This window comes from Pseudomonas sp. EL_65y_Pfl1_R83, assembly GCF_963970695.1.
Taxonomy (GTDB): domain Bacteria; phylum Pseudomonadota; class Gammaproteobacteria; order Pseudomonadales; family Pseudomonadaceae; genus Aquipseudomonas; species Aquipseudomonas tritici.
The window spans coordinates 175125-186220 of the sequence record NZ_CAXAQI010000013.1 but is presented as its reverse complement, the minus strand read 5'-3'; the positions used below and the strand labels follow the sequence as shown (position 1 = coordinate 186220).

The 11096-nt window shown below is 60.8% G+C and carries 14 protein-coding genes; 9 read left to right on the top strand and 5 right to left on the bottom strand.

What is annotated here, in order from left to right; genetic code table 11:
- From AACY08_RS19290 to AACY08_RS19270, 5 genes are all read left to right on the top strand, one after another.
- Positions 1-341: ribonucleotide-diphosphate reductase subunit beta (locus AACY08_RS19290; RefSeq protein ID WP_032873688.1), on the top strand; the 341-nt coding region annotated here is incomplete at its 5' end.
- Between the two features lie 84 nt (positions 342-425).
- Entirely contained in the window at positions 426-914 is a 489-nt protein-coding gene (locus AACY08_RS19285) for a DUF1289 domain-containing protein (RefSeq protein WP_339427993.1), read from the top strand.
- A gap of 50 nt (positions 915-964) precedes the next feature.
- Positions 965-1879, top strand: coding sequence for a class I SAM-dependent methyltransferase (locus tag AACY08_RS19280; protein WP_339470949.1), 915 nt, complete (start codon positions 965-967; stop codon positions 1877-1879).
- Positions 1880-2028: 149 nt separating this feature from the next.
- Positions 2029-2745, top strand: coding sequence for a phosphatidylcholine synthase (gene pcsA, locus AACY08_RS19275; protein WP_339470947.1), 717 nt, complete (start codon positions 2029-2031; stop codon positions 2743-2745).
- 122 nt (positions 2746-2867) lie between these two features.
- Positions 2868-3647, top strand: coding sequence for a TSUP family transporter (locus AACY08_RS19270; RefSeq protein WP_339418495.1), 780 nt, complete (start codon positions 2868-2870; stop codon positions 3645-3647).
- Here AACY08_RS19270 and nudC read toward each other — a convergent pair.
- Both nudC and AACY08_RS19260 read right to left on the bottom strand, forming a co-directional pair.
- Positions 3615-4448 carry an NAD(+) diphosphatase gene (gene nudC, locus AACY08_RS19265; RefSeq protein ID WP_339470945.1) on the bottom strand — a complete coding sequence of 278 codons (834 nt, stop codon included), beginning with the start codon at positions 4446-4448 and terminating at the stop codon, positions 3615-3617. The two genes, AACY08_RS19270 and nudC, sit on opposite strands and share 33 nt — an antisense overlap.
- Before the next feature lie 5 nt (positions 4449-4453).
- Complete coding sequence (locus AACY08_RS19260) at positions 4454-5266, bottom strand: crotonase/enoyl-CoA hydratase family protein (protein ID WP_339470943.1); 813 nt, start codon at positions 5264-5266, stop codon at positions 4454-4456.
- Between the two features lie 185 nt (positions 5267-5451).
- On the opposite strand from AACY08_RS19260, the gene AACY08_RS19255 reads away from it, so the two are divergent.
- The 3 genes from AACY08_RS19255 to AACY08_RS19245 all read left to right on the top strand — a co-directional run bounded on the left by AACY08_RS19255 (position 5452) and on the right by AACY08_RS19245 (position 8024).
- Entirely contained in the window at positions 5452-6006 is a 555-nt protein-coding gene (locus AACY08_RS19255; RefSeq protein ID WP_339470941.1) for a UPF0149 family protein, read from the top strand.
- Between the two features lie 339 nt (positions 6007-6345).
- Positions 6346-7602: a 3-phosphoshikimate 1-carboxyvinyltransferase gene (locus AACY08_RS19250; RefSeq protein WP_339470939.1), complete on the top strand. Its 1257-nt coding sequence runs from the start codon at positions 6346-6348 to the stop codon at positions 7600-7602.
- 32 nt (positions 7603-7634) lie between these two features.
- A complete protein-coding gene (locus tag AACY08_RS19245) occupies positions 7635-8024 on the top strand; it encodes a hypothetical protein (RefSeq protein ID WP_339470937.1) in 390 nt (129 codons plus the stop codon).
- A 1-nt stretch (position 8025) separates the two neighbouring features.
- On the opposite strand, the gene AACY08_RS19240 is transcribed toward AACY08_RS19245, so the two are convergent.
- On the bottom strand, positions 8026-8625 hold the full coding sequence (locus tag AACY08_RS19240; protein ID WP_339418487.1) for an NAD(P)H-dependent oxidoreductase: 600 nt from the start codon (positions 8623-8625) through the stop codon (positions 8026-8028).
- Positions 8626-8694: 69 nt separating this feature from the next.
- On the opposite strand from AACY08_RS19240, the gene AACY08_RS19235 reads away from it, so the two are divergent.
- Positions 8695-9288, top strand: a complete 594-nt coding sequence (locus AACY08_RS19235) for a TetR/AcrR family transcriptional regulator (protein WP_339470935.1) — start codon at positions 8695-8697, stop codon at positions 9286-9288.
- Positions 9289-9394: 106 nt separating this feature from the next.
- Here AACY08_RS19235 and AACY08_RS19230 read toward each other — a convergent pair whose 3' ends face one another.
- Together AACY08_RS19230 and AACY08_RS19225 are read right to left on the bottom strand one after the other, a co-directional pair.
- The gene (locus AACY08_RS19230; RefSeq protein WP_339470933.1) at positions 9395-10069 is read right to left on the bottom strand and encodes a GNAT family N-acetyltransferase; all 675 of its coding nucleotides are present in this window, start codon (positions 10067-10069) and stop codon (positions 9395-9397) included.
- A 20-nt stretch (positions 10070-10089) separates the two neighbouring features.
- Positions 10090-10998 (bottom strand): LysR family transcriptional regulator, encoded by a 909-nt coding sequence (locus tag AACY08_RS19225; RefSeq protein ID WP_339470932.1) that lies wholly within the window; start codon positions 10996-10998, stop codon positions 10090-10092.
- Between the last annotated feature and the right edge of the window lie 98 nt (positions 10999-11096).

The following is an 11096-nucleotide window of genomic DNA, read 5'->3' as shown; positions in this document are numbered from 1 at the left end:
ATGTGATCAACCAGATCAAAATCGAAAACCCGCATTTGTGGGATGCCGAGATGAAGGAAGAAGCGACCCAGATGATCCTGCAAGGGACGCAACTGGAGATCGAATACGCTCGCGACACCATGCCGCGTGGGGTGTTGGGGATGAATGCGGCGATGATGGAGGATTACCTCAAGTTCATCGCGAATCGTCGGTTGTCGCAGATTGGCTTGAAGGAAGAGTATCCAGGCACGACTAACCCGTTCCCGTGGATGAGCGAGATCATGGACTTGAAGAAAGAGAAGAATTTCTTTGAGACTCGTGTGATCGAGTATCAGACTGGCGGCGCGTTGAGCTGGGACTAATCAACGACACAGACCTAACTGTGGGAGCAAGCCCGCTCCCCCATTGGGTCTGCGGTGTTTTACAGACTTTGCAAATTGCCACTTATGCCCAATCAAACCATCAAGACACCTTGCGTCGGCCTGTGCTCTACCGTTTACGGTGATCTGGTGTGCAGGGGCTGCAAACGCTATCACCACGAAGTGATCCAGTGGAACGGCTACAACGCCGACGAGAAGCAGGCCGTGTGGCTGCGCCTTGAGCAATTGTTGGTGCAGGTGATGACCAGCAAACTGGAAGTGTTTGATGCACACCTGCTGCGCCAGCAGCTGGAAAGTCGCACGATCCGCTTTATGCCGCACCAGTCGCCGTATTGCTGGGCGTACCAACTCATAGCCCGGGGTGCGCGGGTAATTTCCAAGTTGGATGCGTATGGCCTGGCCTTGTTGCCGGAGTTTCGTGAGCGCCATTTGGCGGACCTGCGCGACGCGATTGATCGGGAGTTTTTCCTGCTGTCCGAGGCGCATTACGAGCGGTATATCGCGCCAGGGTTTATTCGGGACGTGTTTGGTTCACCCTTGATCGCTGCATTCTAACGACGCAATTGTGTTTAAAATGCCGCCCGCTCAATGACCGACGTTTAACGATGAACCCAGACGCACTCACCACCCTGCACACTCACTTGCTCACCGCCCTGGCCAGCCCACCGGCTGAAACCCGGCGCCTGTTCCACGGCCGTGGCCGCTGCTGGCCGGGCCTTGAGCAATTGACGGTGGACTGGCTACAAGGCGTGCTGCTGGTGTCGTTGTTCAAGGCGCCTGATGCAGAACACCTGCACGCCCTGAAACAGCTGCTGCAGACGCAGTTCAATGCCTACACCGTCGCGCTGCAACACCGCTACTTGCCGCAAAGCACCACCGAATGGCTGGTGGGCGACCCGATCGACGAGCTGACCATTATTGAAGGCGGGCTGCGTTACCTGATCGACCTGGGTAAAAAACAGAACAGCGGGCTGTTCCTCGACATGCGCTACGGCCGCAACTGGGTTCGCGAACACGCCAAGGGCCAGCGGATACTCAACCTGTTTGCCTACACCTGTGGGTTTTCCGTGGCCGCCATCGAAGGCGGCGCCGACCACGTGGTCAACCTGGACATGGCGCGCGGCGCCCTGAGCCGTGGCCGCGACAATCATCGCCTGAATGGTCATGACCTGAGCAGGGTCAGTTTTCTGGGCCACGACCTGTTCAAGTCCTGGGCCAAGGTCACCAACAGCGGCCCCTACGACCTGGTGATCATCGACCCGCCGTCGTTCCAGAAAGGCAGTTTCCTGCTGACCAAGGATTACCAGCGCGTATTGCGGCGCCTGCCGGACTTGCTGACCCCACAGGGCACCGTGTTGGCGTGCATGAACGACCCAGCCCTCGGCGAGGACTTCCTGATCGACGGTGTGACACAAGAGGCACCCGGGTTACGATTCGTCGAACGGCTGCAAAACCCGCCGGAATTTCCTGATATTGATGCGCAAAGCGGCTTAAAGGCCTTGGTGTTCAGCCAGGCCTGATGCCGAAACGGCTTACGCTTGCTACGCTAAGTGATGCACCAGGTTGGTGAACCTTCTGACCCCCTTCCCGGTCGATACCTGCATTCCCCGGCCAGACTCGACAGCGTCACGTTGTCGGCTGCCCCGTTTCACCTTTTGGAGAACCGCCCGTGATATCGACCCTGCATGTAGCCAGACTCAAAGCCTGGGGCGCCCACGGCTTTACCGCCACCGGTGTGGTATTGGCCTTCCTGGCCACCCTGGCGCTGCTGGAAAACTCACCCAAGGCTTGCCTGCTGTGGCTCGGCCTGGCGCTGGTGGTGGACGGCGTCGACGGTTCACTGGCGCGACGGGTCAACGTGAGCACGGTCTTGCCGAGCTTCGACGGATCGGTACTGGACCTGGTGATTGATTACCTGACGTATGTGTTTATTCCGGCGCTGTTTATCTACCGTTATATCGACCTGCCGGAATTTACCCACCTGTTGACGGTGTCGGTGATCCTGGTCTCGTCGCTGTTCTGCTTCTGCAACGTGAACATGAAAAGCAAGGACAACTACTTCGTCGGCTTCCCCGCAGCATGGAACGTGGTTGCACTGTGTGTCTATATCATCCAGCCGCAAGCCTGGGTCACCTTGCTCACAGTGATTGGCCTGGCGCTGCTGACCGTAACGCCAATGAAGTTCTTGCACCCGTTCCGGGTTAAGCGATTCATGCCGATCAATATCGCGGTGACCACGATTTGGTTGCTGTGCAGCTTTTTGATGGTGGTGGATTATCCGAACACCAACCCGTGGACGTTTGGGTTGTGGTCGGTGATGTCGGCGTACTTCCTGGGGATTTGTGTCTGGCGCACCGCCCTGGAGTGGATCGAGGCACGCCGCTAGTAAGTCGGCACGGTTAAAAATGTGGGAGCGAGCAAGCCCGCTCCCACAGTTGGATTTGCATACCTCGGGCGAGTAAGATGGCGGCCTTTCGCTTAGCGCCCTGCCAATAATAAGTCCTGCCCATGCCCTTCGAACTCAGCGTAGACCTCACCACCCTCGCCATCCTGGCCGTCGTCGCGTTCATCGCCGGCTTCATCGACGCCATTGCCGGCGGCGGCGGCTTACTCACCACGCCGGCCCTGCTCACCGCCGGCATGCCACCCCATCTGGTACTGGGCACCAACAAGCTCAGCTCCACGTTCGGCTCGGCGACCGCCAGCTTTACCTTTTACCGCCGCAAGCTGTTCCACCCGCGCCAGTGGGTGCACGCCATCGTCGGTACGCTGGTGGGTGCGCTCGCTGGCGCAGTAGTCGCGCACTATCTGCCTGCAGAAACCCTCAACAAAATGCTGCCGGTGATCGTATTTGCCTGTGGTGTGTACCTGCTGTTTGGCGGTACACCCAAGGCGCCGCTGGACGCAGATGCGCCGATCAAGAAGAAATGGCAAGCCACCCAGGGCTTTGGCCTGGGCTTCTACGATGGCGTAGCGGGCCCCGGCACCGGGGCGTTCTGGACGGTGAGCACGATGCTGCTGTACCCCATCGATCTGGTCAAAGCCAGCGGTGTGGCGCGCAGCATGAATTTCGTCAGCAACGCGGCGGCGCTGTCGGTATTTATCTTCAACGGCTCGGTGGATTGGATCGTCGGCCTGGCGATGGGCATTTCGGTAATGGGTGGCGCGTTCTTCGGCGCACGCAGCGCGATCAGCGGCGGCGCCAAATTCATTCGCCCAGTGTTTATCACCGTGGTACTCGGCCTGACCGTGCGCCTAGCCTGGCAGCACTGGTTCAGCGTGGCCTAGACGACGGGCCAGGTAGAGGTCGATCAGGTAACGCGCAATCGAACGTGACGCCGGCAACGGCGGCAGGTCGTGGATATTGAACCACTGCGCGTCCTCAATCTCGTCAGCCTGAGGCACGATATCGCCACCCGCGTATTCAGCGTGGAAACCCAGCATCATCGAATGCGGGAACGGCCAGCACTGGCTGCCCATGTACTGGATGTTCTTGACCTCCACCTGCACCTCTTCGCGAACCTCGCGGATCAGGCAATCTTCGGCGGACTCGCCCGGTTCGGCAAACCCCGCCAACGTGCTGTACACGCCTGTGACAAAACGCGGCGAACGCGCCAGCAGGATCTCGTCGCCACGGGTCACCAGCACGATCATGCTCGGCGAGATTCGCGGGTAGCTGCGCAGGTCACAGGCCTGGCAATACATCGCCCGCTCGCGTGGCACCTGGACCATGGCCTGGCCGCAACTGCCGCAAAACCGATGCTCCCGTGCCCACGTGCCGATCTGCGCCGCATAGCCCAACACTTTGTACAGGGTGTGATCACCTTGCAGCATGAAGCCGCGCAAGCCCTGCCAGCTGCAGCCCGGCACTTCAGCCGCCGCGTCGAGTTCCAGCAGGTACACCGGCTCGCCGTCGAGGTGGCCGATGCCGTGCTCGGCAAACACCGAAAGGTCCTGGCGCTTGAGCCATTCACGCGGGAACAGCGGGCCATTGGTGTCATGCAAAAAGCCCTCACGGCTGCGGGCAACGGCCCAGCCACCCGGGGTGTCGTTGTCCAGCAGCGTTGTGGTAATCCAGCCTGGGGTCATGTCAGTCAATCCACGAATTCGGGTTTCTGCTTACTCATGTGGGCCGCGATGGCCACGCGAAGGTCGTTGGATTGCAACATAGCCGAGTTCCAGGTGGCAACGTATTCCAAGCCATCATTGACGGTGTGGTCACGCATGTAGCTGATCATGGCCTTGGTGCCAGTGACCGCAATCGGTGACTTGGCGGCGACTTCATGAGCGATTTCCATAACGCCGGCCAACAGGCTGTCCTGATCGGGATACACACGGTTGACCAGTCCGATGCTGCGCGCTTCCTCGGCGCCAAACTGGCGGCCGGTGTAGGCCAGCTCACGCAGCATGCCGTCGCCAATAATGCGTGGCAGGCGTTGCAGGGTGCCAACGTCAGCGGCCATGCCGATATCGATTTCCTTGATCGAGAATTGCGCGCCTTCGGCGGCGTAGCGCATATCACAAGCGCTGATCAGGTCGATGGCGCCGCCAATGCAGTAACCCTGGATTGCCGCCAGCACTGGCTTGCGGCAGTTGTCGACGGCATTGAACGAGGCCTGCAGTTCGAGGATCTTGCGTCGCAGCAGGCGCGCGTTGCGGCCCACGTCCTTGCCGAAGTCGTTGGCGACCGAGGCCAGCATCATCAGGTCTATCCCTGAGGAGAAGTGCTTGCCGGCGCCACTGAGCACCACGGCGCGCACGGCGTCGGTGTCTTCGACCCATTGGAAGATGTCGATGATTTCGGTCCAGAACGCCGCGTTCATCGCGTTGATCTTTTCCGGGCGGTTTATCTGCACATGGGCGACGTTGCCGGTGAGTTCGACGACGAAAGCTTGGTATTCGGGCATAGCAGTGATCCCTGGCTGGCGAGTAATTAGGCCCGAACTATAACAAGGGTGCGCAAGGACGCATCGGCCAAAAGCGGGACTGTACACCGTGAAGGAAAAGACGCTGGATAAAACCCTGCGTACACGCCATCCTTCGGGCTTTAAGCCGCCCCCTCAGCGGCGCTCGACGTTTAAAGGATATGCCCATGCACGCCCACCCCCTCACCTGCGCCGAATTTGAATCGATCGAAGATGCCCTGCTCAAATACGGCGACGACCATTGCGTATTGAACCTGGCCGAACTCGACGGCTACTTCACCGCGCTGGTATCCAGCCCGGTCCAGGTGGATGTGGCTGAGTGGTTCCCGGCCATCTGGGGCGGCCAGAACCCGGAATGGGACAACATCGACGAAGCGCAACGCTTCCTCGACCTGTGCGTGCGCCATCTCAATACCCTGGCCGAACAACTGGCGACTGATGCCAACGGCTTCAAGGCCCGCTTCGATGAAACCGAACACCAGGGCCAAACCGTGACCCTCGCCGAAGAATGGTGCTTTGGCTACATCCGCGGCGCCGCCATCGGCAACTGGCCGGAACTGCCAGCCGTGCAAGCTGCAGCACTGGAGAAAATTTCTTGGTGCGCCGAACAAGACAATTTCGAACTGCCGGCAGACCTGAACGTGCAAGCGCACCAGCAGCGCGTCAGCGAAATCGAACCGGCAGCGCGGGCGCTGCATGATTACTGGCTGACAAAACGATAATTTGGCTTTGGCTTTTGATCTTGATCTCAGGCGCCCCGTCAAACACGCTGGCCGAACGCAGGCGAGGTGCCGAGTGTTGGGGCAAGAGCCCTTTGGTTACTTTGGGGCTCTTTTCCAAAGTGACCCGCCGTAAGGGCGGAACCAATACCCGCCGTTACCAAAAAAACGGATATGTACCCCGATAGACCACCATCGCAGGCAAGCCAGCTCCCACAGTTAGATCGATGTACACCCAAAAAATACCTGCGGTCATGACCCCATGGCTCGACAAGCACCGCATCTATACCCGATTATTCAAATCCGCCCACCGCCCGTGCCTTGAATCAGGAGCCCTGTACCTTGAGTTCGCAGAAAACCGTGACCGTTACACCGCCCAACTTCCCCCTCAATGGCAAGGTCGCGCCCCCCGGCTCCAAATCCATTACCAACCGCGCCCTCCTGCTGGCGGCACTGGCCAAGGGCACCAGCCGCCTCAGCGGCGCGCTCAAAAGCGATGACACCCGCCACATGTCGGTAGCCCTGCGCCAAATGGGCGTGACCATCGACGAGCCGGACGACACCACCTTCGTCGTCACCGGCCAGGGCAAACTGCAACTGCCGGCCCAACCGCTGTTCCTCGGCAACGCTGGCACCGCCATGCGCTTCCTCACCGCCGCCGTTGCCACCGTCGAAGGCACCGTGGTGCTGGACGGCGATGGCTACATGCAAAAACGCCCGATCGGCCCGCTGCTGGCGACCCTCCGCCAGAACGGCATCCAGGTCGACAGCCCCACCGGTTGCCCACCCGTCACCGTACACGGCGTAGGCAAAATCAAAGCCAAACGCTTCGAGATCGACGGCGGCCTGTCCAGCCAATACGTATCGGCCCTGCTGATGCTCGCCGCCTGCGGTGAAGCGCCGATTGAAGTGGCGCTGACCGGCAAGGACATCGGTGCGCGTGGCTATGTGGACCTGACCCTGGACTGCATGCGTGCCTTTGGTGCCCAGGTTGAAGAAGTCAACGACACCACCTGGCGCGTCGCCCCAACCGGCTACAGCGCCCATGATTATCTGATCGAACCCGACGCCTCCGCCGCCACTTACCTGTGGGCCGCTGAAGTGTTGACCGGTGGCCGCATCGACATCGGCGTAGCCGCGCAAGACTTTACTCAGCCGGACGCCAAGGCCCAGGCGGTGATCGCGCAATTCCCAGACATGCAGGCGACCGTGATCGGCTCGCAGATGCAGGACGCCATTCCGACCCTGGCGGTGCTCGCCGCGTTCAATAACACCCCGGTGCGTTTCACTGAGCTGGCCAACCTGCGGGTCAAGGAATGTGACCGCGTACAGGCGCTGCATGACGGCCTGAACGAGATCCGCCCGGGCCTGGCGACCATCGAAGGCGACGACCTGCTGGTGGCTAGCGATCCAGCGCTGGCCGGCACGTCGTGCAGCGCGCTGATCGACACCCACGCCGACCACCGCATTGCCATGTGCTTTGCCCTGGCCGGGCTGAAAGTGTCGGGCATCCGCATTCAGGACCCGGACTGCGTAGCCAAGACCTATCCTGAGTACTGGAAGGCGCTGGGCAGTCTTGGGGTTGCACTGACCTACTGAGCGATCAGCGTCGGAATGGGGAGGCAGTGCACATGACGATTCGCCAACCCTGCCCACCCGGCGCTTGCGTCTGCGACCGCGAACAACTGCTGCACGCGCCAGCTGCCGATCTGCGCATCCTCAACCTGACGCGCCAGGAAGAGAAGAAACTGCTCGACCGCCTTGAAGACCTCAAGAGCCTGCAAGACCTGGAGCGCCTGCAACAACTGATGTACCAGCAATTGGGCATTCGCGTCCATATCGCGCCAGGCCATACCGAAGTCAAGAGCATGCGCGGGATCCAGATTGTGATCGATGAACTGCCGGGCATGTGCCGCAAAACCCGACAATCGATCCCTGCCGCGATCCGCCGAGGCCTGGAGAAACGACCAGAGATCGCCTACCGCCTGCTGGATGCCCACGACCTGTTCCGCGAAGGTTGAGTCAACCGGCGACCGTCTCCCGCTCGAACAAACCCTGGCCCACGGTCTTGGCCTTTTGCAGATGCGCCTGCGCCCCGCCGCTTTCCGATTCCAGCATCAGCGCCGACGTCACCACCTGCGCGCCACAGTAGTCGAAGATCCCGTAGTCGATCTGCGTGCGCATCGCCTTGGCATAGCCGTGTCGGTCGAATGCATCGTCATCGGCGGCGCCCAAGGCCAGTAGGTGCACCTGTAAGTGCCGCAGCTTCTTCACCACCGGCGTATCGGGGCGGTAGTCGATCGCCCACCCATTGATGAAGACGCGGTCGATCCAACCTTTGAGCAGGCCTGGCAACGACCACCAGTAAATCGGAAACGCCAGCACCAAGGCGTCGGCGCGGTCGATGCGGGCCTGTTCGGCCAGTACGTCGGCCGGTGGCGTGGCGCGAGTGCGGTGCACCAAATGGTCGACCGCGGTATAGCGCGGGTCAAAACCCTCGGCGGCGATGTCGGCAATTTCAAAGGTGTGGCCTGATGCAGCCAGGCCAGCAGCCACCTGCGCGGCGACGCTATGGGTGAGGGATTGCGGATCGTGATGAGCAACAACGATGAGTGCGTGCATGACATTGACTCCCTTTGGGGTTACGCTGGGCTTAAGTTACGATTAGTAAGTTACTTTTGGTATATAAGCATGTCAAGCAGCGAATCCCCTACCCCACGTCGTCGCCTGTCTCGTGAAGATCGCCTGCGCCAATTGCTGGATGTGGCCTGGCAACTGGTGCGTGATGAAGGCACCGGAGCCCTGACCCTCGGCCGCCTGGCAGAACTGGCGGGTGTGACCAAGCCGGTGGTCTACGACCATTTCGTCACCCGTGCCGGGTTGCTGACCGCGCTGTATGAGGATTTTGATGCGCGCCAGGATCGGGTATTTGCCAACGCCATAGCAGCCAGCAGCGCCACCCTTGAAGGGCGGGCGTGGGTGATCGCCGAGTCCTATGTGGATTGTGTGTTGTTGCAAGGCCGGGAAATTCCGGGGGTGATTGCGGCACTCAGCAGCTCGCCGGAGCTGGAAGCCCTGAAGCGCCAGTACGAGGCGATCTTCCTCGACAAGTGCCGCGCCGCGCTGTCGCCTTTTGGGCGCTTATCCCAGGCCGGTTTGCGCGCCATGCTGGGGGCGGCGGAAGCGTTGTCTCAGGCGGCGGCCAGTGGCGAGATCAGCCGTGAAGAGGCGCAACAGGAGTTGTTGGCGACCATACTGGCGATGGTTAATCGCGGCCGCCTTTAGATCAGTGTCGGTTGGCGTGTTGTGGGGGTGGGCTTACCTGCGATTGCGGTGGTTCAGTCACCGAAAGGCTGACCACCAAGGCCACATCGCCCCCCTAGTGAGCGGGTCAGTGCCCAGCCACAAACAACTGAACCTTACGCGCCAACTGATCAAGATGCCGATCGCGCTGCTTCTCTGCATCCACCATCGCCCGCTTGCCGTGCTTTTGCAGCAGATACGTATGAATCTGCCGCACTTCCAGCGAGTTGTAGATCGCCGCCACATCCAGCACCCCCATCAAGCCATCGGTGCCGTAGTCCCGCGTGTTCATCAGCACCTGGGTACCGCGCGCGCCGCGCACTCGAAAGCCCATGCCTTCAAACGCCGGCACCTTTTCCACTGAGCACGCCAGCTCCGCATGGGGATAACGACTCAGCACGTCACGCATCATTGCGCGTGCCACGCCCTGGCGCCGGTAACCGACTTGCACCGCCATGAAAGCGACGCCACACGCCTCGGGGTCATCCTTCACTGGCAGACACAGCACAAAGCCAATGACCTTTTCCGGGTCCTGCGCATCGGTCGCCACGACCAACTCGACGGCAATGCCTTTTGAACCGTTCAGTGCTTCGAGGTACAGGTGCACCTCAAAGCCGGTGGCGTACTGGTAGATGTTGTACAGCAGGTTGCTCGGCGGCAGTCCCACGCTGCTGATGTCGGTGAGGTTGTCCACCACCATCTGCAGGATCTGGCCATTCACAGGCTCGGGGCACGGTGTGGTATAGCGGGTAAGGCTGAACATGCAAATTCCTGGGTTTAGCATCAAGGCAGCGGAGATTGTACCCGTTGCAGCCCGCACACCTCACGCAAACATCCGCGCAACCAGCGATGGGCAAGGTCGGCATCCAGCCTGGGGTGCCAGAGCATCGCCACGGTAAACGTGGGTAACGCCAGCGGGAGCACAAAGGTGTGCAAGCCTTCACGTTGATGGACGGTGTAGCGCTCGGGCACGCTGGCGATCAGGTCGGTGTCGCGAGCCAGGGCAATGGCGGTGGCGAAACCGGCGACGAGGGTGCTGATCTGCCGCGTGAGGCCCATGGCCTCAAGTACGTCATCGATCTGCCCCCGCGCCTGGCCACGGCGCGATACGTAGACATGCTGGCCACTCGCATAGCGTTCGACAGTCACCTCGCCCTGGCTGAGCGGATGGCCACTGCGCACTACGCCAACCAGACGGTCACGAAACAATGCCTGGGTCAGCACTTCCGGGCTGGCGGCGGGGTCAACCACGCCAGTTTCCAGGTCGACGCTGCCTTCGCGCAGCAACGCGCTGGCCTTATCGGTCTTGTTGATGAACCGCAGGCGCACGGCGGGTGCATCCTGAGCGATGCGGGCCAGCAATGCCGGGCCAAAATTCTCGACGAACTCTTCGCTGGTACGCAAGGTAAAGGTGCGTTCGACCTGAGCCATATCCACCGATTGCACCGGACGCAACACCGCAGTGGCCTCCTGCACCAGGCGGCTGACCTGTTCGCGCAGCTCCACTGCCCTTGGCGTCGGCACCAGGCCGCGCCCGGCGCGTACCAACAACGGGTCGCCGGTGGTTTCGCGCAAGCGTGCCAATGCACGGCTCATGGCCGAAGGGCTCAGGCACAAGCGCCTGGCCGCAGCGGCAACGCTGCCTTCCGCAAGCAGTACATCCAGAGTGATCAACAAATTGAGATCGGGCATCGGCGCTCCTTATCAGGCGTCATACGCAGGTATTAACTGCAACCCATGCGTCTTCCGCCATGTTAGGCCACGCAGTAGCTTTGTGACAGTTGCCTTCA